The organism is Dietzia sp. PP-33 (assembly GCF_033790845.1).
GTDB lineage: Bacteria > Actinomycetota > Actinomycetes > Mycobacteriales > Mycobacteriaceae > Dietzia.
In genome coordinates this window covers 107,423-134,054 of record NZ_JAMYEI010000003.1, presented here as the reverse complement: position 1 = coordinate 134,054, position 26,632 = coordinate 107,423, and the positions used below count along the sequence as shown (strand labels likewise).

The 26,632-nt window shown below is 70.1% G+C and carries 30 protein-coding genes and 1 tRNA gene; 19 read left to right on the top strand and 12 right to left on the bottom strand.

The window, feature by feature from the left end; all coding sequences use genetic code 11:
• The first annotated feature begins 114 nt into the window (after positions 1-114).
• Genes NJE57_RS06830 through NJE57_RS06810 form a run of 5 tightly spaced genes read left to right on the top strand, consistent with a single transcriptional unit; the run spans position 115 to position 5,525 of the window.
• Positions 115-987 carry an ABC transporter substrate-binding protein gene (locus NJE57_RS06830; RefSeq protein ID WP_319027642.1) on the top strand — a complete coding sequence of 291 codons (873 nt, stop codon included), beginning with the start codon at positions 115-117 and terminating at the stop codon, positions 985-987.
• On the top strand, positions 984-2,681 hold the full coding sequence (locus NJE57_RS06825) for a siderophore-interacting protein (RefSeq protein WP_319027641.1): 1,698 nt from the start codon (positions 984-986) through the stop codon (positions 2,679-2,681). The genes NJE57_RS06830 and NJE57_RS06825 overlap by 4 nt, the downstream gene beginning before the upstream one ends.
• Positions 2,678-3,703, top strand: coding sequence for a FecCD family ABC transporter permease (locus tag NJE57_RS06820; RefSeq protein ID WP_319027640.1), 1,026 nt, complete (start codon positions 2,678-2,680; stop codon positions 3,701-3,703). Before NJE57_RS06825 ends, NJE57_RS06820 begins: the two co-directional genes overlap by 4 nt.
• Positions 3,704-3,726: 23 nt before the next feature.
• Positions 3,727-4,746: a FecCD family ABC transporter permease gene (locus NJE57_RS06815; RefSeq protein ID WP_319027639.1), complete on the top strand. Its 1,020-nt coding sequence runs from the start codon at positions 3,727-3,729 to the stop codon at positions 4,744-4,746.
• A gap of 2 nt (positions 4,747-4,748) precedes the next feature.
• Complete coding sequence (locus tag NJE57_RS06810; protein ID WP_319027638.1) at positions 4,749-5,525, top strand: ABC transporter ATP-binding protein; 777 nt, start codon at positions 4,749-4,751, stop codon at positions 5,523-5,525.
• Positions 5,526-5,550: 25 nt separating this feature from the next.
• On the opposite strand, the gene NJE57_RS06805 is transcribed toward NJE57_RS06810, so the two are convergent.
• Both NJE57_RS06805 and NJE57_RS06800 read right to left on the bottom strand, forming a co-directional pair.
• Positions 5,551-7,659 (bottom strand): ATP-dependent DNA helicase, encoded by a 2,109-nt coding sequence (locus tag NJE57_RS06805; RefSeq protein WP_319027637.1) that lies wholly within the window; start codon positions 7,657-7,659, stop codon positions 5,551-5,553.
• A gap of 21 nt (positions 7,660-7,680) precedes the next feature.
• Complete coding sequence (locus tag NJE57_RS06800; protein WP_319027636.1) at positions 7,681-9,033, bottom strand: nicotinate phosphoribosyltransferase; 1,353 nt, start codon at positions 9,031-9,033, stop codon at positions 7,681-7,683.
• Between the two features lie 104 nt (positions 9,034-9,137).
• Here NJE57_RS06800 and clpS point away from each other — a divergent pair, with 104 nt between their 5' ends.
• The 7 genes from clpS (at position 9,138) to NJE57_RS06765 (ending at position 13,857) form a co-directional block, all read left to right on the top strand.
• Positions 9,138-9,431, top strand: coding sequence for an ATP-dependent Clp protease adapter ClpS (gene clpS, locus NJE57_RS06795; RefSeq protein WP_319027878.1), 294 nt, complete (start codon positions 9,138-9,140; stop codon positions 9,429-9,431).
• A gap of 4 nt (positions 9,432-9,435) precedes the next feature.
• Positions 9,436-10,047, top strand: a complete 612-nt coding sequence (locus NJE57_RS06790; RefSeq protein WP_319027635.1) for a DUF2017 domain-containing protein — start codon at positions 9,436-9,438, stop codon at positions 10,045-10,047.
• A gap of 10 nt (positions 10,048-10,057) precedes the next feature.
• Positions 10,058-10,744 (top strand): rhomboid family intramembrane serine protease, encoded by a 687-nt coding sequence (locus NJE57_RS06785; RefSeq protein ID WP_319027634.1) that lies wholly within the window; start codon positions 10,058-10,060, stop codon positions 10,742-10,744.
• A complete protein-coding gene (murI, locus tag NJE57_RS06780; protein ID WP_319027633.1) occupies positions 10,741-11,556 on the top strand; it encodes a glutamate racemase in 816 nt (271 codons plus the stop codon). Before NJE57_RS06785 ends, murI begins: the two co-directional genes overlap by 4 nt.
• Positions 11,557-11,638: 82 nt before the next feature.
• Positions 11,639-12,418 (top strand): MBL fold metallo-hydrolase, encoded by a 780-nt coding sequence (locus tag NJE57_RS06775; RefSeq protein WP_319027632.1) that lies wholly within the window; start codon positions 11,639-11,641, stop codon positions 12,416-12,418.
• A 42-nt stretch (positions 12,419-12,460) separates the two neighbouring features.
• Positions 12,461-13,246 (top strand): ribonuclease PH, encoded by a 786-nt coding sequence (gene rph / locus NJE57_RS06770; protein ID WP_319027631.1) that lies wholly within the window; start codon positions 12,461-12,463, stop codon positions 13,244-13,246.
• Positions 13,247-13,248: 2 nt separating this feature from the next.
• Positions 13,249-13,857, top strand: a complete 609-nt coding sequence (locus tag NJE57_RS06765) for a non-canonical purine NTP pyrophosphatase (RefSeq protein ID WP_319027630.1) — start codon at positions 13,249-13,251, stop codon at positions 13,855-13,857.
• A gap of 61 nt (positions 13,858-13,918) precedes the next feature.
• On the opposite strand, the gene NJE57_RS06760 is transcribed toward NJE57_RS06765, so the two are convergent.
• The gene (locus NJE57_RS06760) at positions 13,919-14,455 is read right to left on the bottom strand and encodes a TetR family transcriptional regulator (RefSeq protein ID WP_319027629.1); all 537 of its coding nucleotides are present in this window, start codon (positions 14,453-14,455) and stop codon (positions 13,919-13,921) included.
• Positions 14,456-14,614: 159 nt separating this feature from the next.
• Between NJE57_RS06760 and NJE57_RS06755 the strand changes: the two genes are divergently transcribed.
• Positions 14,615-15,415 (top strand): SDR family oxidoreductase, encoded by an 801-nt coding sequence (locus NJE57_RS06755; protein ID WP_319027628.1) that lies wholly within the window; start codon positions 14,615-14,617, stop codon positions 15,413-15,415.
• A gap of 76 nt (positions 15,416-15,491) precedes the next feature.
• Here NJE57_RS06755 and NJE57_RS06750 read toward each other — a convergent pair whose 3' ends face one another.
• From NJE57_RS06750 to NJE57_RS06735, 4 genes are all read right to left on the bottom strand, one after another.
• Positions 15,492-15,866: a DUF3817 domain-containing protein gene (locus tag NJE57_RS06750; RefSeq protein WP_319027627.1), complete on the bottom strand. Its 375-nt coding sequence runs from the start codon at positions 15,864-15,866 to the stop codon at positions 15,492-15,494.
• The gene (locus NJE57_RS06745; protein ID WP_319027626.1) at positions 15,863-16,435 is read right to left on the bottom strand and encodes a hypothetical protein; all 573 of its coding nucleotides are present in this window, start codon (positions 16,433-16,435) and stop codon (positions 15,863-15,865) included. Before NJE57_RS06745 ends, NJE57_RS06750 begins: the two co-directional genes overlap by 4 nt.
• 65 nt (positions 16,436-16,500) lie before the next feature.
• Positions 16,501-17,190, bottom strand: a complete 690-nt coding sequence (locus tag NJE57_RS06740; RefSeq protein ID WP_319027625.1) for a response regulator transcription factor — start codon at positions 17,188-17,190, stop codon at positions 16,501-16,503.
• The gene (locus NJE57_RS06735; RefSeq protein WP_319027624.1) at positions 17,190-18,011 is read right to left on the bottom strand and encodes a sensor histidine kinase; all 822 of its coding nucleotides are present in this window, start codon (positions 18,009-18,011) and stop codon (positions 17,190-17,192) included. The genes NJE57_RS06740 and NJE57_RS06735 overlap by 1 nt, the downstream gene beginning before the upstream one ends.
• Positions 18,012-18,108: 97 nt before the next feature.
• Here NJE57_RS06735 and NJE57_RS06730 point away from each other — a divergent pair, with 97 nt between their 5' ends.
• From NJE57_RS06730 to NJE57_RS06715, 4 genes are all read left to right on the top strand, one after another.
• On the top strand, positions 18,109-18,816 hold the full coding sequence (locus NJE57_RS06730) for an ABC transporter ATP-binding protein (protein ID WP_319027623.1): 708 nt from the start codon (positions 18,109-18,111) through the stop codon (positions 18,814-18,816).
• Complete coding sequence (locus NJE57_RS06725) at positions 18,813-20,207, top strand: hypothetical protein (protein ID WP_319027622.1); 1,395 nt, start codon at positions 18,813-18,815, stop codon at positions 20,205-20,207. Before NJE57_RS06730 ends, NJE57_RS06725 begins: the two co-directional genes overlap by 4 nt.
• Positions 20,208-20,377: 170 nt before the next feature.
• A tRNA-Leu gene (locus NJE57_RS06720) sits at positions 20,378-20,462 on the top strand.
• 33 nt (positions 20,463-20,495) lie between these two features.
• Positions 20,496-21,095, top strand: a complete 600-nt coding sequence (locus tag NJE57_RS06715; RefSeq protein ID WP_319027621.1) for a CAP domain-containing protein — start codon at positions 20,496-20,498, stop codon at positions 21,093-21,095.
• 62 nt (positions 21,096-21,157) lie between these two features.
• Here NJE57_RS06715 and NJE57_RS06710 read toward each other — a convergent pair whose 3' ends face one another.
• Together NJE57_RS06710 and NJE57_RS06705 are read right to left on the bottom strand one after the other, a co-directional pair.
• On the bottom strand, positions 21,158-21,724 hold the full coding sequence (locus NJE57_RS06710; protein WP_319027620.1) for a gluconokinase, GntK/IdnK-type: 567 nt from the start codon (positions 21,722-21,724) through the stop codon (positions 21,158-21,160).
• A 33-nt stretch (positions 21,725-21,757) separates the two neighbouring features.
• Positions 21,758-22,630 carry a maleylpyruvate isomerase family mycothiol-dependent enzyme gene (locus NJE57_RS06705; RefSeq protein WP_319027619.1) on the bottom strand — a complete coding sequence of 291 codons (873 nt, stop codon included), beginning with the start codon at positions 22,628-22,630 and terminating at the stop codon, positions 21,758-21,760.
• 130 nt (positions 22,631-22,760) lie between these two features.
• On the opposite strand from NJE57_RS06705, the gene NJE57_RS06700 reads away from it, so the two are divergent.
• The gene (locus tag NJE57_RS06700) at positions 22,761-23,417 is read left to right on the top strand and encodes a helix-turn-helix domain-containing protein (RefSeq protein ID WP_319027618.1); all 657 of its coding nucleotides are present in this window, start codon (positions 22,761-22,763) and stop codon (positions 23,415-23,417) included.
• Here NJE57_RS06700 and NJE57_RS06695 read toward each other — a convergent pair.
• The 3 genes from NJE57_RS06695 to NJE57_RS06685 form a co-directional block, all read right to left on the bottom strand.
• A complete protein-coding gene (locus tag NJE57_RS06695; RefSeq protein WP_319027617.1) occupies positions 23,393-23,791 on the bottom strand; it encodes a VOC family protein in 399 nt (132 codons plus the stop codon). The genes NJE57_RS06700 and NJE57_RS06695 overlap by 25 nt on opposite strands.
• 170 nt (positions 23,792-23,961) lie before the next feature.
• Positions 23,962-24,099 (bottom strand): methionine/alanine import family NSS transporter small subunit, encoded by a 138-nt coding sequence (locus NJE57_RS06690; RefSeq protein ID WP_319027616.1) that lies wholly within the window; start codon positions 24,097-24,099, stop codon positions 23,962-23,964.
• A gap of 3 nt (positions 24,100-24,102) precedes the next feature.
• Positions 24,103-25,722, bottom strand: coding sequence for a sodium-dependent transporter (locus tag NJE57_RS06685; RefSeq protein WP_319027615.1), 1,620 nt, complete (start codon positions 25,720-25,722; stop codon positions 24,103-24,105).
• 171 nt (positions 25,723-25,893) lie between these two features.
• On the opposite strand from NJE57_RS06685, the gene NJE57_RS06680 reads away from it, so the two are divergent.
• Positions 25,894-26,388: a hypothetical protein gene (locus NJE57_RS06680; protein ID WP_319027614.1), complete on the top strand. Its 495-nt coding sequence runs from the start codon at positions 25,894-25,896 to the stop codon at positions 26,386-26,388.
• Positions 26,389-26,632 lie beyond the last annotated feature (244 nt).

Sequence of the window (26,632 nt, the reverse complement as noted above, 5' to 3'; positions counted from 1 at the left end):
CTGATTGCCTCGGCGACGGTGGTGGTCGCATTGACCGCACTGGCCGCCTGCTCATCAGGGGCTGGGTCTGCAGGGGACGGAGGCGGGAGCGCGGGAGCGGAGGCCACCCGCACCGTGTCCACCCCGAAGGGGGAGGTCGTCGTCCCGGCCGACCCGCAGCGTGTCGTGGTGCTCAACTACGCCCTGGCCGGTTACCTGTACCAACTCGACGTCCCGGTCGCCGCGACGATCCCGGAGGACGCGGGGCAGGCCAGTGGTGAGTTCTCCGAGATGTGGGGCGAGGCGCCCGCGGAGGACGGGACGCGGTTCCTGCCGTGGTCCGCCGACGGATTCGACCTCGAGGCGATCCTCGAGACCGATCCGGACCTCATCGTGGCCGGCGGATGGGGCTTCCCCAACTTCCAGGCCGACGAGGCCTACGAGGACCTCTCCGCGATCGCCCCCACCGTTCTGGTCGACAAGGCGTTCTCCGACTGGCGGGACCAGGCGGAGTTCCTCGCCGTCGATGTCTTCGGCCAGCCCGAGGCGTACGACGACATGGTCGGAACCTACGAGGCACGGGTGGGAGAGGTCGCCGGGTCGATCGAGGTGCCCGAGCAGCCGACCTCCTACATCAGCGTCACCGCCGACGGCACTCCGTACCTGCTCTTCGAGGACACCGGCCTGCCGCTGACGTTCGCCGAACTGGGATTCGAGACCGACGACCTGGTCGCGCGGAACGACCTGCAGCCGTACCAGCCCGGCGGCGACATGGCCGAGCTGTCCACGGAGCAGCTGGGCCGCATCGTCGACAGTGACTCCGTCTTCGTCATGGGGTTCAACGGCGAGACCACGTCCGTCAGCCAACTCGAGCAGGAACCGGCGTGGCGTAACCTGCCGGCCTTCGTGGAGGGCAACGCCTTCGACCTGCCCTACTGGGCGGTGCGTCATGACTACGACGAGGCCCTCGCCCTGCTGGATCTGGTCGAGGAGGAGTTCGCCCGGTGAGCCGTCCCGAGCTGCTGATCCATCCGCTGGTCGTGCGCACCGTCAGGGTCGTCGCGGTGGAGGATCTGGCGGGGAGGGTCCGGCGGGTCCGGTTGGAGGGGGAACAGCTGCAGGCGTTCACGCGGAACGGACTGGCCCACCCGGCGTTCGAGACCCCGGGTTTCGACGACCACGTCAAGCTGATCTTCGCCTCCGACGGCGATGTCGGATCCGCGCTTCCCCTACAGCATGCCGACGGGATCGAGTGGACCCCGTCCGAGACCCGACTGACCCGTGACTACACCCCGCATTCGGTCGATCCCGACACCCGCGCGTTCGCGCTGGACTTCGTGCTCCACGGGGACGGACCGGCCGCCCGCTGGGCCTCCGATGCCGGGCCGGGGGCCGAGCTGACCTTCGTGGGTCCCAAGTCCTCGCAGGTCCTCCCCGCGGACGCGACGTCGGTCGTGATGATCGGCGACGAGACGGCACTGCCGGCCATCCGTCGGTTCCTCACCGAGCGGCCGGTGCCCGTGCCGGCCCGAGTCGTGGTGTTGGCCACGGACAGGGAGGCGACCGAGGGGCTCCCGACCGGTGGTGCGGATTCCCTGCGCCGGGAGTACATGCCCGAGCCGGACGGCGAGGCGATCTGCTCGCTGTTCGACTCCGTCTGCGACGATCACGACCTGGGCGAGCGGCCGTTCGTCTGGGCGGCGGGTGAGGCCGGGGCGTTGGTGCCGCTACGCCGCAGGATCTCGGGACGGGTCGGCAGGGACCACCGCAGTATCACCGGGTACTGGCATCTGGTGGACCGGCAGGACACGGCCGGCGACGAGCCGCGGCTACCGGAGGCCCCGGTCGCGTGGTTCGCGGTGCGCGCCGCCCTCCAATCGGGGTTGCTCCGGGCTCTGGTCGACCGGCCGTTGACCACTCCGGAGTTGGAAGCGGAGCTCGCCACGCGCACGGGTCTCCGGCCACTGGTCGAGGTGCTGGCGACGTGCGGGCTGGTGCTCGCGACAGCGGGGGGTCGGTGGCGGTTGACCGACCTCGCCGTCGACCTCCTCGACGACCCCCACGAGGTCGGGGAGTTCAGTGGACCGGAGGCCGACCAGGTCATCGCGCTCCGCCACCTGGCCCGGTCGGTGCGTACCGGCCGCCCGGCCTGGGAGCTGGAGACCGGGATGGGGTTCGCGGAGTCCGCCGCCACAGACGTCGCGGTCGCCGGCCATCTGGCGCACGAATCGGGGTCGCTGGTCTATCTCCAGCACGGACTCCGGCGGGTGCTGGGTGCCCTGGACAGTCCCGAGACGGTGGTGGTGGGGCCGGGGGCGGAACTGGTGGTCGGGATCGCCACCGGGGGCGGTCTGACGGGTGTCCGTACCGGAGTGGGTGGGTCGCCAGCGTCGGTGGTGGTCTCGGCCATGGTGCTCGGGCATCTCGACGACGAGGCTGCGCGGTCGCACCTTCGTGGGCTCGCCTCGGTGGCCCCCCGCATGCTGGTCGTGGACGGCAGCACTCCGGACGGTCTCTCGCGGGCCTCCGCCGAGCTCACACTGCTGCGCTTCGCCACCACGGCGTCTCCGCCCCGGTCGCCGCGGCGGGTGGCCGAACTGGGCCGGGACAGCGGGTGGACCGCGGTCTCGCACCACGGCCTGGGGTGGGGTGTGGTCGCGTACGAGTTCGAGCTCGCCACCGACGGCCCACCGGGCCGGTGACGCGCGGTGCTCCCCGCACCGCCGGGCGGACCGGAGTACTCGTATCAGGTCTGGTCGCGGCACTGGTCGCGCTCGCGGTGGCGTCGACGGTGAGCCTGTTCGTCGGCTCCGCCGCGCTCTCCCCGGCGGAGGTGCTGACGGTGCTGACCGCTCCGACCGATCCGATCACGTCTGCGACGGTCCTCGAGATGAGGCTGCCCCGGACCCTGCTGGCCATCGTCGTGGGTGCCGCGCTCGGGGCGTCCGGCGCGCTCGCCCAGGCCCTGACCCGCAATCCGCTCGCCGATCCGGGCATCCTCGGGGTCAACGCGGGAGCCGGACTCGCGGTGGCGGTCGCGATCGCTTTCTTCGGCGTCACGACCATCCACGGCTACGTGTGGTTCGCCTTCGCCGGGGCGTTCTCGGCGTTCGTCCTGGTCTACGCCATCGCGCTCCGCGGTCCGCACGGGGCGACGCCCGTCCGGCTCACACTCGTGGGTGTCGCGTTGACCGCGGTATTCACCGGGTGCGGTCAGTCCCTGGCCCTGGTGATGCCGCGGGTGTTCGACCAGATGCGCTTCTGGGGGGTGGGGTCGCTCGCCAACCGGCCACAGGGGACGGTCGAGTTCGTCCTGCCCTTCATCGTGGTGGGGCTCGTCGTGGCGCTTCTGACCGGCCGGGTGGCGAACGCGATCGCGTTGGGAGACGAGCGCGCCCGGTCGCTGGGCGTGTCGGTGGGGCTCGTCCGGGCGGTGTCCGCGGTGGCGATCACCGTCCTTTGTGGCGCGGCGACCGCAGCGGCGGGCCCGATCGCGTTCGTGGGACTGATGGTCCCCCACGCGGTGCGTCTGCTCACCGGCCCGGATCAACGATGGATCCTGGCCTACTCGGTGGTGGTGGCACCCGTGCTCCTACTCGCGGCGGACATCGCCGGACGACTACTGGTCTGGCCCGCCGAGCTGCAGGCGGGGGTTGTCACCGCCTTCCTGGGAGCACCGGTGCTCATCCTCCTGGTGCGCCGGGCCGAGCGGGGCGGGCTGTGACGCGGCAGCCGAGGGGCCACGAGGTGACCCTCCGACTCGGACCGCTGAGCAGGTCGTTGCCCGTCCGGGACACCGTGATCGCCCTCCTCGCTGCACTCGTGGTGTTCGCGCTCGTGCTGGTGGCACTGTCCGCAGGGGAACGCGCCATCCCGCTGGACCGGGTGATCGGCGCGTTCGCCCCGGGAGCCGGTCGCCTGGACGCGATGGTGGTCGTGGAATGGCGGGCGCCGCGGGCTCTCGCCGCGGCGGTGTTCGGAGCGTGCCTGGGCGTGAGCGGGGCGTTGTTCCAGTCACTCACCCGCAACGCGCTGGGGAGCCCGGACATCATCGGCCTCAACACCGGGGCGTTCACGGGGGTCCTGGTGGCGATCAGCCTCGGGTGGAGCGGTTATTCGGCCTTCGCCACGGGCGCGCTGGCCGGGGGCGTGCTCACCGCGGTCGTGGTCTATCTCCTCGCGTACTCGGCGGGCCTGCAGGGATTCAGGCTCATCATCGTGGGGATCGCGATCAGCGCATTCCTCGGTTCGGTCAACACCTGGATCATCGTCAAGTCCGACCTGGATGTGGCCCTGCGCGCCGCCGTGTGGGGCGCCGGTTCGCTGAACGGGGTGCGCTGGCCGCAACTCCTCGGTGCCGGCGCGTCCGCCCTCGTTCTGGCGCTCGTGCTGCCGTGGTTGACCCGGGTGGTCGCGCAACTCGAGCTCGGCGACGACTCGGCGCGGGTCAGGGGCGTCCAAACGGAAGCGGGGAAAGCGGTCGTGGTGCTGGTGGGCGTCGCGCTGACCTCGCTCGTCACCGCGGTGACGGGACCCATCTCCTTCATCGCCCTGGCGGCCCCCCAGATCGCCCGGAGGCTGCGCACGCGCTCCGGAGGTATCGACCCGCTGGGCTCGGCGCTGGTGGGTGCTGTCCTGTTGTCCGCGGCGGACCTGGTGGCCCAACACGCCCTACCCATGGCGAGCGTGCCGGTGGGCGCGGTCACCGTCTGCCTGGGCGGGGCCTATCTGATCTATCTGCTGTCGAGAGAGAACGAGAGGAGCTGAGGATGGACGCCGCACTCGAGGCCCGGGCGGTGACCGCCGCCTACCGCCGGGGGGAGAACGTTCTCGACGAGGTCTCGGCCGTGGTCCCCCGTGGTGAGTTCACCGCGATAATCGGTCCCAACGGCTGCGGGAAGTCCACGCTCCTGCGGGCGTTCACGAGGCTGCTCACCCCGTCCGCCGGCCAGGTGCTGGTCGACGGCGAGGCGATCGCCGGACTGCGGACGGGGGAGATAGCCCGTCGGCTCAGCCTGCTGCCACAACACTCGCCGGTGCCCGACGGGATCCGCGTCGGGGAGCTCGTGCGCCGGGGGCGTTACCCCCACCAGACCCTGTTCGCCCAGTGGAGCCGCCGTGACGAAGAGATGGTGGCGGAGGCGATGCGGCTGACCCGGGTCGCCGACCTCGGTGACCGGCTGGTCGACACCCTGTCGGGAGGGCAGCGGCAGCGGGTGTGGATCGCTATCGCACTGGCCCAGGACGCACCCCTGTTGCTCCTCGACGAGCCGACCACGTTCCTGGACATCGCGCACCAGGTGGAGGCACTGCGGTTACTGGACAGGCTGCGTACCGAAGGTCGGACGATCGTCGCGGTGCTCCACGAGTTGGGCCACGCGGCGAGGTTCGCCACGCATCTCATCGCGATGAAGGAGGGCCGGGTGGTGGCGTCCGGCGCGCCCACCGAGCTGCTGACGGCAGAGCTGGTCGAGCACGTCTTCGGCCTCCGGTGCAAGGTCATCCGCGATCCGGACACGGGCACCCCGGTCGTTCTGCCGCGGTGATCACGTCCGCCCGGCCGGTGGCGGGTCAGCCATCCCGGAGCCGCTCGAGGGCACCGATCACCACGTCCCTGTCGGTGGTCGGCCAGAACGGCGGGAGCGAGGCACGCAGGTAGCCGCCGTAGCGGGCGGTGACCAGGCGGGAGTCGAGGACGGCCACGACGCCCCGGTCGTCGGTGCGACGGAGGAGCCGTCCGACGCCCTGGGCCAGGAGGAGGGCGGCGTGGTTCCCGGCGACGGCGAGGAATCCGTTGCCTCCTCGGGCCCCGACCGCGCGCTGACGAGCGGACAACAGCGGGTCGTCCGGCCGCGGGAACGGGATGCGGTCGATCACCACCAGCGAGAGTGACCGACCGGGCACGTCGACGCCCTGCCACAGCGAGAGGGTGCCCACGAGTGTGGTCTCCTCGTCCGCGGCGAACTGCGTCACCAGGTTGGCGGTCGAGTCCTCGCCCTGGCACAACACCGGGGTGTCGAGGCGCTCCCTGAGCAGTTCGGCTGCCGCCCTGGCCCCACGCATCGAGGAGAACAGTCCGAGGGTGCGTCCGCCTGCGGCCGTGACGAGGTCGACCAACTCGTCACCGGCCTCGGGGGAGGCGCCCTCGCGGCCCGGCGCGGGCAGGTGCGAGGCCACGTAGAGGATGCCGTTGCGGCGGTAGTCGAAGGGCGACCCGGCGTCCAGCCCGGTCCACCGGAGGCTGCTCGCATCGTCGTCGGAGGGTGGTTCCAGGGCGACCGCGGTGGCGGGGTCGGGGCGGGCGGACGAGGCCGGCGGCAACCCCCAGGTGGCCGCCAGGCCGTCGAACTTCCCGCCGGTGGTGAGGGTGGCGGAGGTGAGGACCACGGTGGATTCGGCGAACAGTCGCGCCCGGAGTAACCCCGCCACGGACAGCGGTGCGACCCGCAGGATCCGGCCGCGGCGGTCCTCGACGGTCATCCACACGATCTCGAGTCTCTCGGTGACCGGTCGCTCGAACGAGGAGAGCATGCGATCGGCGGCGTCCGCGACTTCGTCCAGCGCCGCCAGGGTCTTCTGACGCTCGGACGCACCCTGGGGATCTCCCGCCGCCTCGCCGGGCTTGGGGCCGGGGATGGCACTCCGGCAGTTCTCGGTGGTGTGCCGGACCGCTGCCAGCGCGAGATCGGCGCCCTCGGGCAGGAGGTCCCATCGTCCTTCGGGACACAGTTCGAGCAGGCTCGCCAGACCCTCGCCCGCCGCGACCATGCGGTCGGCGGTCTGCTGATCGACCATCTTGGCCGCCCGGCGGGCCACCTGGATGACGGCGGCACCGGTCAACTCCGCCGTCGTGACGCCCGTCACCCGGTCGGAGAGCTCGTGGGCCTCGTCGATCACCACGGCGTCGTGTTCGGGGAGGATCGAGACGTCGGTCATGGCGTCGATCGCCAGGAGCGCGTGGTTGGTCACCACCACATCAGCCCGACCGGCCTCCTGGCGGGCCAGTTCGGCAAAGCACTCGGAGAACTCGGGACACAGCTGCCCCAGGCATTCGCGGCTGGTCACCGACACCTGGCGCCACGCCGCGTCCGACACCCCGCGGGGCAGGTCGTCGCGGTCGCCAGTGTCGGTGTCCTGCGCCCAGTCGTGTAGACGGGAGATCTCCTGGCCGAGACGGGAGCTCGGGCCGCTGTCACGCGGGGAGGGCTCGCGGGGCGTGCGGGCAGCCGTGGATTCGCCGGCGATCGGTAGATCGAAGAGCTCCTCGGACACGACGTCCTCGGGATCGACCTCGTCGACCGGACCCGACGCGACGCGGTTCAGGCACAGGTAGTTCCCGCGCCCCTTGAGGATCGCGTGGGACGGGCTCACCCCCAGCTGTGGGCGCAGTGCGGCGGCCAGCCGGGGGAGGTCGCGGTCCACCAACTGGTTCTGCAGTGCGATCGTGGCGGTGGACACCACCACCGTGCCCCCGGTGGCCACCGCGTGGCGCAGCGACGGGACCAGGTACGCCAGCGACTTGCCGGTGCCGGTCCCGGCCTGGACGGCCAGGTGTTCCCCCGTGGACAGGGCGTTTCCCACCGCCTCGGCCATCCGGACCTGGCCCCGGCGTTCGCTGCCGCCCAGGCTTTCGACCGCGGTGGCGAGCAGGTCGGAGAGTGGGGGGAGCGAGTCGGTCACGCGGTAACCCTAGCGGCCGCGTCAGCCGGTGGACGACCCCGGAGGGACGACCCGCACGGGGACCGCCGGCTCCCCCTCGCTCAGCGCCAGGCCCTCCCACGGCAGTGTCACCATGGCGGACTCGTGCAGCTCCCGCGACCGGGACAGCGAGGGTCCGGGAACGGGGGATCCCGCGCGCACCAGGGGGACCATCAGCTCTCGCTGATTCAGGCCGGGCTCGGGGGGCAGGGTGCCGGACCAGGGCAGGAGCACCTCCTCGACCGCCGTGCCCGAGGACCGGTGGAGGCGGACGGCCCTCTTGGCGCCGGGGAGGGACTCCTTCTGCGCGGAGCGCTTGGCCACCGGGATTCCGTCCACCTCGACCAGCTTGTAGACCATCCCGGCGGTGGGGGCCCCGGATCCGGTCACCAGTCGGGTGCCCACCCCGTACATGTCGACGGGCTCGGCCCGCAGCGCGGCGATCGCGTACTCGTCGAGGTCACCGGAGACCACGATCCGGGTCCGGTGTGCCCCCAGTGAGTCGAGTTGGCTGCGCACCTGCCGGGCCAGCACCCCCAGGTCGCCCGAGTCGATCCGGACGCCGCCCAGCTCGGGTCCGGCCACCTCGATGGCCGTGGCCACGCCGCGGGAGATGTCGTAGGTGTCCACCAGGAGGGTGGTGTCGACGCCGAGGGTGGCGACCTGTGACCGGAACGCGGACGCCTCGTCGGGGCCCTCCGGTCCGGTGTGCAGCAGCGTGAACGCGTGTGCCGACGTGCCCGCCGAGGGGACGCCGTGCCGTCTGGTGGCCTCGACGTTGGAGGTGGAGGCGAACCCGGTGAGATACGCCGCGCGGGCCGCGGCCACCGCGGCCTCCTCGTGGGTGCGGCGCGATCCCATCTCGATGATCGGGCGGCCGTGGGCCGCGGAGGTCATGCGGGCGGCGGCGGAGGCGATCGCGCTGTCGTGGTTGAGCACGGACAGGGCCAGGGTCTCGAGGAGCACGCACTCGGCGAACCCTCCCCGGATGCTCAGGACCGGCGACCCGGGGAAGAACAGCTCACCCTCGGGGTAGCCGTCGATGTCGCCCGTGAAGCGGAAGTGGCGGAGCCAGTCGGTGGTCCGCTCGTCGAGCGAGTCGGCCACCACCGCCAGCTCCTGCTCGCCGAAGCGGAAGTCCTCGAGGCGTTCCAGGAGCCGGCCGGTACCGCCGACGACCCCGTACCGGCGACCAGCGGGCAGTCGACGGGCGAACACCTCGAACACACAGGGGCGATCGGCCGTCCCGTCGGCAAGAGCCGCCCGGATCATCGTGAGCTCGTACTTGTCCGTGAGCAGCGCGGTGGACGGACTGCCCGGAGGGTGGGACGAGCGTGTGGGCGTGGGCGATGGCACCCGCCCGACTCTACGGCGTGGCCGAGGCGTCGGTAATCCGTATCCTTGGCCTTATGCACACCGTGACCACACCGCTCGCGGACGGCCGGAGCGTCGTCCCCGTGATGGCGACGCCGTCGGCCGCGCCCGTGGAGGCCACGGATACGGAGCTGAGAGGCGGGTTGGACAGCCCGTGGCTCACGGTGGTGTGGGACGACCCGGTCAACCTGATGAGCTACGTGACGTTCGTCTTCCAGCGGGTCTTCGGCTACAGCCGGGAGAAGGCGCACGAGCTCATGCTCAAGGTCCACAACGACGGCCGCGCGGTGGTCTCGTCGGGTAGCCGCGACAAGGTGGAGAACGACGTCCGCAAACTCCAGGAGGCCGGACTGTGGGCCACGATGCAGCGGGAGGCGTGAGGGCGTGAAGGCGTGGCAGCGCAAGTCATCGCTCACCGGACCCCGGGTCAAGGCGGTGATGGAGGGACACGAGGTGCAGATCCTCCACGCCCTGGTCTCCAACATCGTCGACATGTTGGAGCAGCGTCGCGACTCGGCCCCCAGGGACGAGCTGGCCGAGATCACCGGGATGCGCAGCGGCCACTCCGAGCTCCCCGACGACGCACCACTGGCCCGTCTGCTCCCCGACTTCCACCGCCCGGAGCCCGGCGAGGACGGGGCGGAGGACGCGGCGGCGGTGACCCGCGCCCACAACTCGGGCATGCGCATGATCCACGAGCCGGCGATCATCGACGCCAAGCTCGCGGCGGCGTCGACGGTCCTGCGGTCCCTCCCGGCGCGCGGCGGGACCGTCTCGCTCAGCCCCGAGCAGGCCCAGGCCTGGATGGGGTGTCTCAACGACGTCCGGCTCGGCCTGGGGGCGTTGCTGCTCGACGCCGGGGCGGTGGACGGTGACCCGGCCACCGACATCCCGGAGTTCGTCGCGGAGGACGACCCGAGGTCCGCGCACCTGGACGTCTACCACTGGTTGACCTTCATGCAGGACTCCCTGTGCACCGCTCTGACCGGCAACTGAGGAGAACACGGTGAATCCAGACCCCCGCACGTTCCGGGCGCACGGTGCCGGGACCACCCGGCCGGCGCCCCAGGGTCCCCGCCGCTGGCCGGCCCTGGTGCTGCTCTTCGCCTTTGTCGCCCTGATGTGGGTGGTCGAGGCGGGTGACCAGGTGATCCAGTCCGTGGTCGGTCCGGCGCAGAGTCTCGACGACTACGGGGTCCGTCCGCTCTCGACCGACGGGTTGCCCGGCATCCTGTTCCAGCCGTTCCTCCACGGGGACTGGGCGCACCTGCTCGGCAACTCGATCGCGCTGCTCGTGCTGGGGTCGATCATCGCGATGTCCGGGATGGGCCCGCTGATCCGGGTCACCCTCATCTCCTGGGTGTTCTCCGGGGTGGTGTCCTGGATCCTGGGCGGCTCCGGGACGGTCCACATCGGCGCCTCCGGCATCGTGTTCGGGTATGTCGTCTACGTGATCGTGCGGGGCCTGTTCACCCGCCGGTTCCTGCACCTGCTGATCGGTCTGGTCATCGGCTTCTACTACGGTCTCGAGGCGCTCGCGGGGTTGTCCCCGCTACTGGAGGGCGTGTCCTGGCAGGGTCACCTCGGCGGGGCCATCGGCGGCGTGGTCTCGGCGTACGGCCTCAAGCGTGATCGGAAGCAGCAGACCGTCGGCGCCGGGCAGCCGCGCCGGAACGCCGGCCCGTCGAGGTGACGTCGCCCGGTCCACAGGCTCCGATCGGGGTGTTCGACTCGGGGGCGGGTGGTCTCACCGTGGCCCGCGCGATCATGGACCAGCTCCCCGACGAGTCGCTGGTCTACGTCGGGGACACCGCGAACGGGCCGTACGGTCCGCTGCCCATCGCCCGGGTCCGTGAGCACGCCCTGGCGGTCGCGGACTCCCTGGTCGACCGCGGGGTCAAGGCTCTGGTGATCGCGTGCAACACCGCGTCCGCGGCGATGCTGAGGGACGCCCGCGAGCGCTACCCGGTGCCCGTGGTCGAGGTGATCCAGCCGGCCGCCCGGCGGGCGGTGGCCACCACCCGCTCGGGGCGCGTCGGGGTGATCGCCACGCGGGCCACCGTCGCGTCGCGGGCCTACGACGACGCGGTCGCCGCGGCCGTCGGGGTCGAGTTGACCTCGGTGGCGTGCCCGAAGTTCGTCGAGTTCGTCGAGCGCGGGATCACCAGTGGACGCCAGGTGTTGGGTCTGGCGGAGGCCTACCTGGCCCCGATCCGGGACGCCGACGTGGACACCCTGGTCCTGGGATGCACCCACTACCCGCTGCTGTCCGGGGTGGTCCAGCTGGCGGTGGGCGATCACGTCACGTTGGTCTCCAGTGCCGAGGAGACGGCCAAGGACGTGCTGCGGGTGCTCACCGCGGGCGATCTCCTGCGCCCCCGTGACGAGGCGGCCCCGGCGACCCGGGAGTTCCTCGTCACCGGTGACCCCGACAGCTTCCGCCGGGTGGCCTCCCGGTTCCTCGGGCCGGGACTCGTCGCCGTCGGCCACACCGGTGGGGCGTGACGGCCGCGGGCCGACACCTCCCGCGCTCCCGGACGGGGCGCACCTCCGACGACCGCGGGCCGGCCGTGGCACGATGGTGCCCATGTTTCTGACTGTCCTGGGGTGCTCGGGAAGTATCGGCGGACCGACCTCGCCGGCGTCCGGGTACCTCGTGGAGGTCGAGGGGATCGCCCCGGTCGTGATCGACATGGGGCCCGGGGTGCTCGGCGCGCTGCAGCGGTACGTCGCGCCGGAGGATGCCACGATCCTGTTGTCCCACCTCCACGCCGATCACTGCCTCGACGTCCCGGGTCTGTTGGTGCTGCGCCGCTACGGTCCCGAGGCCGCGCGCGCGGGCCGGGTCCGGCTCATCGGACCGTCCGGGACCGCGTACCGGATCGGTGTGGCGTCGGCGGAGGAGCCGGGGGCCGTGGACGACCTCTCGGACACCTTCGAGGTGAGTTCGTGGGACGTCTCCCCCGAGGTGGAGATGACGGGCGACGACGGCGAGGTGGGCCTGCGCGTGCGGGCCGACCGGGTGGACCACCCGCCGGAGTCCTACGGGATGCGCCTGACCTCGGAGACCGGCCGCGTCCTGGCCTACAGCGGGGACACCGCCTACTGCGACTCGCTGGTCGAGCTCGCGGCGGGTGCCGACGTGTTCCTCTGCGAGGCGTCGTGGACCCACGAGGACGGTCGTCCGCCGGGGATCCACATGTCGGGGGCCGAGGCCGGCCGCGCCGCCCGCCTCGCCGGTGTCGGGCGGCTGGTGCTGACCCACATCCCGCCGTGGACGGATCGCGAGGCCGTCCGTGCGGAGGCCGCGGCGGAGTTCGACGGCGAGGTCCTGCTGGCCGAGCCGGATCTGAGGATCGACGTCTAGCGACCGGTCGCCGGGTGTATCGACCGGTTAGGATCGGCGGACGTGACCTCATCTACGGACGGCAGAGCAGACGGACGTGCGGACGGCGACCTCCGCGACGTGACCATCACGCGGGGTTTCACCTCGCACCCGGCGGGGTCGGTTCTCGTCACCTCCGGGCAGACCCGCGTCATGTGCACGGCGAGCGTGACCGAGGGTGTGCCCCGCTGGCGTAAGGGCTCGGGGCTGGGGTGGCTGACCGCCGAGTACGCGATGCTCCCGGCCGCGACCCACGAGCGTTCTGGTCGCGAGTCCGTGCGCGGCAAGGTGGGCGGCCGCACCCACGAGATCAGCCGACTGGTGGGGCGGTCGCTGCGCGCGTGCATCGACCTGTCCGCACTGGGGGAGAACACCATCGCCCTGGACTGCGACGTGCTGCAGGCGGACGGAGGCACCCGCACCGCTGCCATCACCGGGGCTTATGTGGCGCTGGCGGATGCGGTGACCTGGCTCCGGGCCAAGGGGGCCGTGACCGGGAACCCGCTCACCTGCGCGGTGTCCGCGGTGAGCGTGGGTGTGGTCGACGGCCGCGTGCTGTGCGACCTGCCCTACGAGGAGGACTCGCGCGCCGGGGTGGACATGAACGTCGTCTGCACGGACGGTGGGGAACTCGTCGAGGTACAGGGCACCGCCGAGGGGGCCGCGTTCGGTCGCGACACCCTGGACGCGATGCTCGACTCCGCCCAGGCCGGTTGCGAGCGGTTGTTCGAGCTGCAGCGCGAGGCCCTCGCCGCGCCCTACCCGGGCGAGCTGCCCGAGCCCGTGACGGCCCGGACCCGGGGGCGGTAGCCGTGACCGTGCGCGTTCTCGTCGCCAGTCGCAACGCCAAGAAGCTTGCGGAGCTGCGCCGGGTGCTGGAGGCCGAGGGCATCGCCGGCATCGAGCCGATCGGACTGGACGAGGTGCCGGCGTTCCCGGAGGAACCGGAGGACGGTGCCACCTTCGCCGACAACGCCCTGATCAAGGCGCGGTCCGGGTGGCGGGCCACCGGCCTGCCGTGTCTGGCCGACGACTCCGGACTCGCCGTGGACGCCCTGAACGGGATGCCCGGCGTACTCTCCGCGCGCTGGGCCGGGCGACACGGCGACGACGCGGCCAACAACGCCCTGCTCCTCGGCCAGCTCGCCGACGTCCCGGACGAGCGGCGGGGCGCCGCCTTCGTCTCCGTGTGCGCGCTGGTCGGCCCCGGGGAGTCGGTCGAGGAGGGGCGCTGGCCCGGCCGGGTGCTGCGGGAGCCACGCGGTGAAGGAGGATTCGGCTACGACCCGCTGTTCCTGCCCGAGGGATCCGATCGCTCCGCTGCCGAACTACCTCCGGGGGAGAAGGACGCCGCCTCCCACCGCGGCCGCGCCCTACGGGCGCTGGCGCCGGTGTTGCGCGAACTCGCGCAACGCGGCTGAACGCCTCGAAGGGGACGGTTCCGGCCAGGGCGGTCAGCAGGGCGCGGGAGGCGGTCCACCTCTAGGTACGCAGTGAGAGGAGGAGCTCGTCGAAGATCAAGGCGGGGTCCTCAGCACCTGTGCTCCGCAACCACCGCTCTGTGGAGATGCGTAGGCAGGCACATGCCGCACCGACCATGGCTCGGGCCCGATCGTCGACTCCGACGACAGAGCTGTCCCGCGTGGAACCCAGCCGCTGTGCGACACCCGGCGCGAGGAGGTCTTCCCACTGCTGGTACTTCTCCTGATCCCGCGCTCTGATCGAAGGAGTCTCGAGAATGATGCGTGCGATCACCTCGAGATCTTCCGATGGATAGACGGGGCGATCGATGAGGACGTGCATCGCCTGGCCCAGCGCCACCCAGGCGCTCTCGTCGACTGGCCGAGCCGCGAGAGCATCTCTGACGCGCGTCCCAGAATCAGTGAGACTGCCGAGGACAACGTCCTCCTTGGTCGGAAAGTAGCGGAAGAACGATCGCGGTGAGATGCCCGCTTCCGCAGCGATCTGCGCCGTTGTCACCGAGTCGAAGCCATGCTCGGCGAACAACTTGATGGCCACCGCCGCGACCTCGTCACGCATGGCGAGACGTGTTCGTTCTCGAAGTGGCACGGCCGGATTCCCTGACCCATCCATAGACGCCACCTTACACGCCCTGCCTTTGTGGCATAGACTGCCAGGAAGGCAGTAACTGCTGTCTTCAGACCGCGGAGGAACACCATGAAGCCGCTCCACCATGACCGCCAGACCGTTCTCATCACCGGGGCGAGCTCCGGAATCGGCGCCGAGTTCGCCCGGCGGCTCGCCGGCGAAGGCTCCTCCCTCGTCCTCGTCGCACGGCGGCTCGATCGACTCGATTCGCTCGCTGCCGAACTCACAGCCCAGCACCACATCGAGGTGGAGACGATCGCCGCTGATCTCGCCCAGCACGCTCCGGGAGAGGATCTTCTCGCGGAGGTGGAACGGCGGGGCATCCACGTCACCAGCGTGATCAACAACGCCGGGTTCGGGATCTGGGGAGAATTCCATGAGTCCCACCCTGGATCGCTGCGCGACATGGTCGCCGTCGACATCACCGCCGTCATGGACATCAGTCGAGCCTTCATCCCACAGCTACGACGGAACGGAGACGGGTACCTGCTCAACATCACCAGCCTCGCCGCCTATTCGTCGATCCCCATGCAGGGCGCGTACTCGGCTGCGAAAGCGTTCGTGCTCAGTTTCACTGAGAGCCTGTGGGCGGAGACCCGGGATACCGGCGTCCGAGTTCTCGCCTTCGCCCCCGGGATCACGCGCACAGAGTTCTTCGACGTCAGCGGCGGGGATAGCGCCGGCCCGTCGCAAAGCCCCGCAGAGGTCGTCACAGGGGCCCTCCGAGTGTTGGAGCGCCGCGACCCACCGCCGAGCCAGATCTCCGGACACCGGAACCATCTGATCGCTGTCCTACCTCGATTCCTCACCCGCCGGAGGGCGGTCCTCCTGACCGGTGCGCTCACTATGCGAGGTCAACGCAACGCATAACCAGCGCATACAGAGCGCTGGGCGGGACAGACGAGGCGCGAGGTCGGCGCCACGCGGTTGTCCGCCTCGACCGGGGTCAGACCGCGTACGCGGCCCGGACCTCCCTGGTCCGCATGTGCTCGAACCAGAACGACAGGAACGGGATGGTCCCGGCCAGGGCGGTGAGCAGGGTACGGGAGGCCGCCCAGCGGGCCTTGATGGCCAGGTCGAGGGTCATGAAGAGGTAGATGATGTAGAAGACACCGTGCGCCTGCCCGATATAGGTGAACCACTCGGGTGCGTCCGAGGAGTTCGGCAGGATCAGGTACTTGTAGATCATCTCCGCCGTGAGGACCAACAGCCACACACCGGTGATCCAGGCCAGGACACGGTAGCGGGTGAGGGCACCGCGGATCTTGCCGTCGGGATCCGGCTTGCGGTTGTCTGTCGCCGGGGTGGTTGCGGTGGTCATGTGGCGTGTCTCTCCTGGTGACGGTTGTCGGCTGCCGCGTCCTTGCGGGCCAGCTCGGCGAGGTACGAGTTGTAAGCGTCCAATCCCTCGTCGCGGGTCCGGGCGTCGGCGGCGGGACGCCGGGAGGGCAGGAGATCGGCGGGGATCTCGGTGACGGCGGGGGAGCGCCTGCGCGGACGACCGCGAGGGTGCGCCCCTCCGACGGGATCGTCGTCCTCGTCGTCGTCGATGTCCGTCCCCTCGTCTCCCACCCGGCTGCCCTTTACACCGTTACCGACCACCGCGGGGTGCTCGGTGTCGGCCTCCTCGGCCTCCAGGCGGATGTACTTCAGGTAGGCGTAGACGAGGAAGCCCGCCAGGAACGGCCACATGAAGGTGTAGCCGAGGTTCTGCACGGTGCCCGTCGCCTCCTGGTAGCGGGCGAGCTGCCAGAGCCCCATCCCCAGGCAGACGATCGCACCGAGCACGACGAACGCGATCCACGACGGACGGTGCCTGACCTTCGTGGAGGCCGGATGGCCGGAGGCGGGATCGCTTCCGTCCGTGCGGTGACTCGGGCTGTCGGACACCGCTCCACGATACCGCCGACCGCGCGGTCGGCTCACCTCGCCCGGCACCCCCGGGGCGCCCCGGGTCACTCGCCGCGAGCGGTGAGATAGGTGAGGACGGCCCGCACCCGTCGGTTGTCCTCGCCGGGTGGCAGTTGCAGTTTGAGGAAGATGCTGGAGACGTGCTTCGAGATCGCCCCCGCGGAAAGATGGAGGAGAGCGGCGATCTGGAGGTTGCTGTGGCCTTCCGCCATGAGTTGGAGAACCTCCAGCTCGCGAGGGGAGAGGCCGTCGAGCGTGGATCGCCGGCTCGAGATCAACCGGGCGGCGATCTCGGGGTCGATGACCATTCCGCCGCCTGCGACGGTCTGCAGGGAGTCGAGGAAGTCGGTGACCCGGCCGACCCTCTCCTTGAGGAGATATCCGAGACCACCGGTCCCGGACGCACCCGATCCCTGCGTGGCGGGACTGCGGTGGAACAGCTCGGAAGCGTAGGAAGGCGCGTTGTACTGGGAGAGCAGCATGAGATTGAGTCGGGGATCTCTGTCACGCAGGCGCAGTGCGGCGTCCAGTCCGTCGGTGGACATGGTGGGGGGCATCCTGACATCCGTGATGACCACGTCCGGCGGAGCCCCCTCGTCGAACGCCCGGTGGACCGCCGCTTCGAGCTCGGGAGCCGTAGCCGCCTGTGCGACGACCTGATGACCCTGTCGTTCGAGTATCCCGACCAGACCTTCGCGCAGCAGCACCGTGTCGTCCGCGACTATGAGTCTCATCAGGTGGGTGTTCCGCACCGTGCGGGTGGTTCCGGCGACACCTCTGGAGTACCGGTGGGGAGCAAGAGGGGCACACGGGCGTTCAGGGTCGTCGGCCCGCCCGCCGGACTGGAGAGCTGGAGCGTGCCACCGAACGCTGCGAGACGCTCCGTCATACCGGCCAGCCCGTGGCCGGTGCGGATGTGGGCACCTCCGGGCCCGTCGTCGACCACCGAGACATGGAGGTCGTCGTCCACGCTGAGCAGGATCGATGCCCTGGCCTCGGGAGCGTGTTTGCTGACGTTCACGATGGCCTCCGAGACCAGGAAGTACGCGGTGGCGGCGACCCCTTCTGGGATCGTCGGCAGGGGATGCGGGACGCGCACGACCGCGTCGAGACGCGATCGGGCAGCCATTTCGCGGACGGCGGATTCCAATCCCAGGTCCGACAGGACCGTGGGATGGATACCGGACACCGTCTCGCGCACGGCCGCCAGGGCCGAATCGGTAGCGTCCTGGGCGCCGGTGAGGAGGTCGACGACCCGACGCGAGGTCTCGGACGTGTCGTCCGCGGAGAGCAGCAGAAGCGCTTCTCCGATCCGGAATGACGACACGACGAGATGCTGTTGCGCGCCGTCGTGGAGGTCTCTCTCCACGCGTCGACGCTCGATCTCGTAGGCGTTGACGATCTCCAGCCGAGAGGAACGTAGTTCCCGCACGCGTCGCGCCCACGCCTCGGGGGCATCGGACTCCCCGGAACGCCTCTCCCGCCTCAGCAGCACGATGAGGCCGAGTGAGAACACCCCCGACAATCCGAGCAGAGCCAGGAGTGTGCCGGTCATGGATCGAGCATATCGGGGAAGGGGGTGGAGCTGGCCCCACCATCGGACGGGAGGTGGCGTCATGGTGGCGTCGCCGGAATTCGGGTGAAGTGGAGCCATGGACACGACGACTGCTCCACTCGCACTCTCAGGCCGGGAACTGTCGAAGCGCTACGGTTCGGTCCGAGCGCTCGCGGGGGTGTCCCTCGACATTCCCCCCGGGCAAGCCGTGGCGATCATGGGCCCCTCCGGATCCGGAAAGTCGACCCTCCTGCATTGTCTGGCGGGCATCCTTCCGCCGGACAGTGGTGAGGTCGCACTCGGCGACACCGTGATCTCCGCGCTCTCCGACGCCCGCCGCTCCCGGCTGCGCCGCGATCGGCTGGGCTTCGTGTTCCAGGACGGGCAGCTGCTGCCCGAGCTGCCCGCGAACGAGAACGTGGCGCTGCCACTGCTCCTCGCCGGAACCTCACGCGTGAGAGCCCTGGAATCGGCGGAGCGGTGGCTCGAGCGTCTGGGGCTGTCTGGTCTCGGAGATCGCCGACCCGGTGAGATGTCCGGTGGGCAGGCGCAACGCGTGGCGATCGCCCGTGCGATGGTCCATTCGCCGGCCGTGGTGTTCGCCGACGAACCCACCGGTGCCCTGGACCAGGCCACCGGGCACGAGGTGATGCAGATCCTCACCACGACCGCCGCGATGACGGGTACCACCCTGGTGCTGGTCACCCATGATCGGAAGGTCGCGGGGTGGTGTTCTCGTCTCGTCGAGCTGCGCGACGCGATGATCCACTCCGACCGTGTCCACGAGGGAGAGGAGGCGCGATGAGCGGCGTCCTGACCTTGGCTCCCCGCCTGGCTCTGGGACGGATCCGTGGCGCCCGCGGAGGCGGTGTCCTCGAGGTGATGGCCGTCCTCGCGTTCACGGTGTCGTCCTTCCTCGCCCTCACGGTGACCGGGGGAGCGTGGATGTTGTACCAGCGCTGGCGCCACCCGGACGGTGGGATCCTGGGTGGGTTGGGCATGGGCCCCGCCGCCGTCGAGGGGACCCTGGAGAACTACGTCATCCTCGTGGTGGGCGCCTGCGCACTGTTGGCGATTCCGGTGTTGAACCTGGGCGCGGCGGCCGCTCGGCTCGGAGCGCGCGGACGGGCGAGCCGACTGGCGTCGTTGCGCCTGGTCGGGATGACCGGCCGCGAGGTCCTGGTCATGTCTGTGCTCGAGACTCTGGTCCAGGCGGCCGCCGGAGTGCTGTTCGGTGCCGGGCTGTGGCTGCTGAGCCTGCCCGCCTGGCAGGCGGTGTCCCTCCAAGGGCAGGAGATCGCACCCGCCGAGCTGATCCTCCCGTGGTGGTTGGCGCTCGTGCTGACAGCTGTTCTGCTGGGTCTGGCGGCGATGTCCACCGCCATGGGGTTGCGGCAGGTGCGGATCTCGCCACTGGGCGTGGCCATGCAACAGACTCCGCGAGGTGTGCGGGCGTGGCGCCTCCTGGCCTTCGTCCTCGCCTTGGTGGCATTCGTGGTGCTCAGTCGGTTCTTCAACCCCGGGACGCTGGACCTGCTGCCGTATCTGCTCCTGTCCGTCATGGTGCTGATCGTGGTGGGGTCGGTGAACCTCGTGGGTCCCTGGGTGATCCAGTTGCTCGCCCGGTTCGGGACGCGGACGGCCTCGGTACCCCGGTTGATCGCGATGAGGCGGATCATCGACGACCCGCGTGCCGCCTGGCGCAACGTCTCCGCCATCGCGCTGCTCGGACTGGTGGCCGCCTACCTCTCGGTGCTGCCCACGGAATCCGAGGCCCTGGGGGCGTCCCCGGCCTCGGTGCTCATCATCACCGACCTCCGCACGGGTGCCGTCATCACGCTGTCGGTCGGACTGCTTCTCGCCGCTACATCCACCCTGGTCAACCAGGCCGCTCTGGTGGTGGACCGGGCCGGGGAGAGCATCACCATGGACCGGATGGGAGTCCCGCGGTCGGTGTTCGCGGCCACCAGTCGCCACCACGTACTCACCCCGCTGCTGATGACCCTGACGATCTCCATCGGGGTCGGTCTCGTCCTCGCGACCCCCTTTATGAGCGAGTTCGGGATCAACGCCCCGGGGGTGGCGCTGATCGGTGTCACCGCAGCCCTGGGACTCGCACTGATGTCAGTCGTCACCGAGGCCTGTCGACCCCTCCAGCGGCGCATACTCGACAATGCTGCCCGCCACAACGACTGAGTCGGCCGGAGCCGGGGAGCAGGGAGGAACTGCGGGGACGGCCCCTGGTGGGGCCGGATGCCCGGACGCGGAACCGCCTCCGTCCGGGCGGGGATCCGAACGCCCCGGACACCCCTCCACGACACCGCCGCCCGCGCGGTAAGCTCACCTCGCCCGGCACCCCCGGGCGGGCGCCCGTGGCGGAATTGGCAGACGCGCTGGATTTAGGTTCCAGTGTCTACGGACGTGGGAGTTCAAGTCTCCCCGGGCGCACCAGATCCTCACGGCAACGCTACTGTCGACGTCATAGTGGACCTGAGCAGCGGAGCAGGCGAGACGGTCCCCTCGGATCGGGTGATCAGAATGAAGAACCGGAACGTCGCGAGAACGGCAGCGACGTCACTTCTACTGGTGACGTCGATGGCGGTGAGCGGCTGTGCAGTGGGGGAGGTCGCGGTCCCGTCGGTCGACTCGGAGCGCCAAGCCGAGGTCGAACCTGCGGCAGATCCGTTGCCGGTCGAAGAGCGGACGAACCAGCAGCGGGCTGAGAACGGGCTCCCGGCCCTGGATGCCAGCGAGAAGCTCCGGGACAGCGCCTGCGCGAAGGCGGACGACATGCTCGCGAGAGACTACTGGGGGCACCGCGCGCCCGATGGCAGCGGCGACCCGTTCGAGTTCATGCGTGAGGCCGGTGTGGACTACTACACGGCCGCGGAGAACCTGTACTACTCGACTCCGGACGGACCTGACCCTGTCGCTGGCTGGATGGATAGTCCCGGTCACAGGGAGAACATCCTCAACCCGGACTTCACCCGGGTGGGAGTCTGCCTCAGGACCGGCCCGTACCAGGGCCTCCCGGAGGCCGACCTCTACGTCCAACACTTCGCCACCCCGAAGTCGGAGAGGTAGTAGGCGCTGCGAGCTCGACGGCGATTCACCCGGTCACCGTCGGGGACTCGACACGGGGCGGGTTACAGCCCGGCCAGTACCCGGTCGGCGATCTCCTCCGCGGACAGCGTGATGGAGCAGCGGATCCCGTCCTCGTCGGGACCCAGGGGCTCCATCGTGCGGAGCTGCGATTCCAGGATCCGGCGGGACGCGAAGTGACCGCGGCGGGCGGCCAGGCGCGCGGCGATGAGCTGCGGGTCGGTGCCCAGTTCGACGAAGAACACCGGTCGGTCGACATCTCGCACGACGTCCCGATAGGCGCGCCGCAGAGCCGAACACGCGATCACCAGACCGGGATGTGATCCTCGTCCAGCCCCTGACCGGTCGCGTTCCGATTCCCGGTCCCGCATCCGTTCGCGGACCGCGGTCAGCCACGGCCCCCTGTCCAGATCGGTGAGGGGGACACCAGCGCCCAGCTTCCTTCGGTTGGCAGGTGGGTGCAGGTCGTCGGCGTCGAGGAACGGTGCGCCGGCACGATCGGCGATCACCCGCGCGACGGTGGACTTCCCGGCACCGGTGACGCCCATGACCACGATGTGCGGCCCGGTCGGCCCCTGGGGACCGGCCGGGCCGGGTGTCGGCCTCGGCATCGTCACTGTCGACTGCGGATCAGGCGACCGGGATCAGATGGTGAAGGCCATCGATTCGAGGATCTTCCTGCCCAGGTCCTCGTCGCCACTGAGCTCCACACCATTGCCGGGCTCCGCGGTGACCCTGCCGGTCGCCGCACGCACGAAGGTCGGGGTGTCGAAGACCAGCTCGACCGTGATCCGCGCGGAGTCGTCGACGTCCACGAGTCCCGCCCGGCCGGCGACCAGCACATCGGTGGCCAGGGACAGGTCGGTATCGGAGTCACCCTTCACCCGGAACCGGATCCGTGAACCGTCCGGGGCGCCGGCGTTCTTGCCGACGATCCGCGGGAGGGCGCGCACGATCTCCTCGACCGCGAACCGCCCCACACCGCTGCCGAGGTGGTGCTGCATGCCGAGGGCGTGGCGGATGTCGTCCTCGTGGACCCAGCAGTCGAATACGCGGACTCCCATGAAGCGTCGGAACGGCACGCGGCCGACGGGGGACTCGGTCTCGGCCTCGAGGTCCTCGTCGGTCATCTCGGCGAGTTGCCCCGTCCGTTCGGCGACGACCTCTCGGAAGTCCGCGAACGCGTCCTCGACCGCCAGGGACCGGGCCTCCTGGACGAACTTCTCGTTGAGCTCCCCGATCGGGTTGCGGACGTACTCGCGGACAGCAGGGGACAGTTCGATGTCCGGGACCGGCTCGCCGGCGAGCATGTGCTCGGTTCCCGCGATGTGCGCCACCACGTCGCGGACGGACCACCCCGGGAGCGCGGTGGAGGCGGACCAGTCGTCTCTCCTGAGGCCCGCGAGGAGTTCGTCGAGGCGCTTCCACTGCTGGATCAGATGGCGCACCTCGGCGGGTGCCTGGCCGGTGGATTCTGCGGGTTCTGTGGTGGTGGCGTCGCTGCTCTCGGTGTCCATGGTCACAAGGCTACTGCCGCGGTGGGGCGGGCTCGGAGTCTTCTGCGCGACCCGGGGACGAGCACCATTGCGGTCCCGGGACGACCCGGGCCTCGAACTCCTCTGGGATGATGTCGAGGTGTACTCGGAAGTGACGCTGCGGGATGGAGTGGCCCTCTGGCGCTCGGTCGGGGGAAGCGGATCGGTCGTCCCGGCCGACGGATGCGTCGATCTCATACTGCGTGACGACGCGGTCCTCGTCGCGGGGCCGTCGACGCGGTGGATCGACACCCTCGCGGACGGCGATGAGGGGTCGTTCGGTCTCCGACTGCCACCGGGTGAGGCCGCGTCCTTACTCGGAGTCCCTCTCGTCGACCTCGCCGACAAGCGGCTTGCACTGGAGGAGGTAGTTCCCGCGCGGGACCAACGCATCACGGCCGCGCTTCGGGAGATCGCCGGTGGCCTGCGCCCCTCCATCGACTTGACGATGTCGCTGACATCGGCGACTCGCTGGACCGGGTTCGTGCGCCGATCCGCTTCCGGCCTGGTTCCGGCACGAGTCGTGGCCGAGGAGCTGGCATGGTCCGAGCGCACATTTCGCCGACGCATGGCGATCGAGTTCGGCTACGGCTACGCCACGTTGGTCCGTATCGAGCGGGCGGTCCGCGCCCGCTCGGTACTCCGTTCCGGCGCGTCGGTCAGCGCTGCCGCAGCACTCGTCGGATATGCCGACCAGCCGCATCTATCGCGCGAGTTCCGGCGACTGGTCGGGATGAGCCCGGGTCAGTTCGTATCCAGTTCCGCATAGAGGTCGACCGAGTTGCCGTCGGGGTCGAGGAGGGTCGCGTAGCGCTGTCCCCAGTGCGCGTCCCATGGCGGGACGTGCGCGGTGTGTCCGGCCTCCACCAGCGTCGCGAAGGTCGCGTCCACGTCTCCGGGAGAGCCCTTGTCGAACGCCAGGGCGATGCGATGCCCGCCCACCGGCACGGCGTAGTCCGGGTCGAACTCGCGGATGGTCTCGAGCGTGTCCCAGGCGAGCGCCGTGCCGTCGTCGAGTGTGGCGTCCACATGCGGTGCGTCGTCCTGCCCATCGGCGATCTCCACGCCGAGAGCCCGGTAGAACGCCAGTGATGCGGCCATGTCGCGGGTCACTATCCCGATGAACCCCAGTGTCAGTCTCATGTGCTCCACGCTAGGCGGGCCCGTGTAGCCCAGTCGTGAACAGATCGGCCACATCGCCGGTGGCCGCACCCGGACCGTCCACCTCGACGGCGCTCACTTCGACGACGCCGGCCCCGGCGCCGCTCTGGAAGAGGGCGTCGGGGCCGGCGATCGGGCCGTGCGGTCGGAGATCAGCCCTCGCGGGCGGGGCGCGCGGCGGCCTCCTCGGGCTCGTCGGGATGACCGACGTAGTGCACGATGCTGGCGACGAGTCCGCCCCAGATCACGAGCAGGAACAGCACCATCATGATGATCGCGGGAGCGTCCATGGCTCAGGCCTCCTTGGATGTGTGGGTGGATGCCGGGTTCTCGTCGGGCCGGGTGAGCCCCTCCTCGTAGGAGTAGTCGCTCGGGTCGTCGTCGGCACTCGGCGGCCCGTCGAGATGGCGGGCTCCCCGCCAGGGAAGGGCGGACAGGACGATCGAGAGGATGAGGATGGTCCCGATCATGCCCCAGCCCCAGACGCCCAGGACGGACGCCTCGTACCCCTCGTAGGGCTCGGAGACGAGGGTCATGATCTCGCGGATCAGGGAGTAGCCCAGGACGATCGGCGTGATGACCGCCAGGCACACGATCCAGAACGTGCCGACCTTCCACGAGGACACCGAGTTGAGGTGGTCACGCAGAGTGGGCGCCAGGCGCAACGCGAAGATCACCACGATGAGCGCGATGAGCGAGATGCCGACGATGCCCAGGCTGTTGACGAACTTGTCCATGATGTCGAGGTTCTGGAGCCCGGTCTCGGTGGGCATGAGCAGCAGCGAGGCGACCGCCATCGGGACGCCGACGCCGAGGGTGGCGGTGGTGCGGGAGCTGCCGATCTTGTCCTGGAAGGACGAGATGACCACCTCCGTGATCGAGATGAGCGACGTGATGCCCGCCAGGATGAGGCAGATGAAGAACACGACGCCCCAGATGGGGCCGCCCGGCATCTGCGAGATGAGTGCCGGGAAGGCGATGAAGGCCAGCCCCGGGCCGCCGCTGACGTCATCCCATCCGGCGCCCGCCGACGTGGAGACGAGGAAGCCGAGGGTGGCGAACACGCCGATACCGGCGAGAACCTCGAAGGCCGAGTTGGAGAACCCCACGACGAGGCCGGAGCTCGTGAGATTGGACCTGCGCTTGAGGTACGACGAGTAGGTCAGCATGATGCCGAAGCCGACGGACAGGGAGAAGAAGATCTGGCCGTAGGCGGCGATCCACACACCCGGATCGGTGAGCACGCCCCAGTCCGGGGTGAAGAAGTTGTTGAGGCCGTCCGTGGCGCCCTCGAGGAAGAGGGAGCGGACCACCAGGGCGGCGAAGAGCGCAACCAGGAGCGGGACGAACAGCAACGCCGTGCGGCCGATGCCCTTCTGGACGCCCGCGAGCAGGACACCGAGCGTGACGATCCACACCACCACCAGGACGATCGCGATGCCCGGGACGAAGTCGATCCCGAATCCGCTCCCTGCGCGGAGGAAGTCCTCGGCGAAGAACGAGGCCGACTCCTCGTAGGTCTCGCCCCACCGCTCGTCGATGGAGAACCACGCGTAACAGGCCGCCCAGGCGATGATCACCGCGTAGTAGACGGCGATCACGAAGGAGACCAGGACCTGGATCCAGCCGATCGGCTCGGCGAAGCGGTTCATCCGGCGGAAGCTCAGCGGTGCGGAGCCACGGAAACGATGGCCGATCGCGTAGTCGAAGAACAGCAGCGGCAGGCCGGCGGTGAGCAGCGCCACGAGGTAGGGGAGCAGGAAGGCGCCGCCACCGTTGTCGTACGCGACGAAGGGGAAACGCCAGATGTTGCCGAGGCCCACGGCGGAGCCGATGGCGGCGAAGACGAAGACGGAGCGACGGGAGAAGGTCTCTCTCGGTGTCACCCGACCTCTGGTGGGAGGGCTGGTCATGGTCGACTCCTTGTCGGACGATCGGGCGGCGGATCCGCCGAAGTGTGAGGGAACGACGATAGGTGTGGTCTCTCCAACTCCCTACATCTAGCCGGTGGGTTGGCCACTTGGTGACCATATCGACGCATTTCCTGCACCTGAATGTGTTACTGGCGGGACTACAGTGACGCCATGAGCACCGAGCGCGCAAGCCGGAGAGCGGGCCGCGTTGTGGTCGCGGCCTCACTCGTGTTGTCGATGGCCGGGGCACCCGCGCTCCTCGCCGCCCCCACGGCGGCGGCCCCCGCGCCCTCACCCGCCGAGGTGGTCCGCGAGACGGGGTCGTGGTTCGCCCACGGATACACCCTCGATCTGCACCCTGACGGGACCGGCGCGTTCGCGGCCTGGGTCGGGGCGTTCGACGGGACCAGGATCGGGCTCCGACTCATCCCCGCGCCGGGCGCGGCCACGGTCGCCGAGGTGACCGCGGTCGAGACGGTGGGCGCCGGGGCCCTGGACCCCAGCGAGCAGCCGGGTGTCGGGGGACTGGTCACGGTCGCGTTCGGCGATGCCGTACGCACGGCCCACGTCGAATGGTCACCCGGGCCGCGACGGTTTGCCGTCGATCTGTGCCCCACCGAGGGGCTCGACGCGGCGGCGATGGCGATCCTGCGCTGCGGGGCCTGACCGTTCCTGACCGGTGGCGACACGCCGAATCTCGCGGGGTCTCCCCTGAGAACGTGGTAACGATTCGATAACGGCGTCATGTTCAAACCTGAGGCCCTCCTCACCTGTGAGTATGAGGGAAGCATCATGGCCAATATGTGAGCGGGGTCACCGACAGCCCCTCTCCGGCCGCCCCCGAACGGTCGCTCGTACCCCCTCAAGCTGAGGAAGCCCTCAAGTTCCTGTGGCAGTCTGTGCCCTGCGT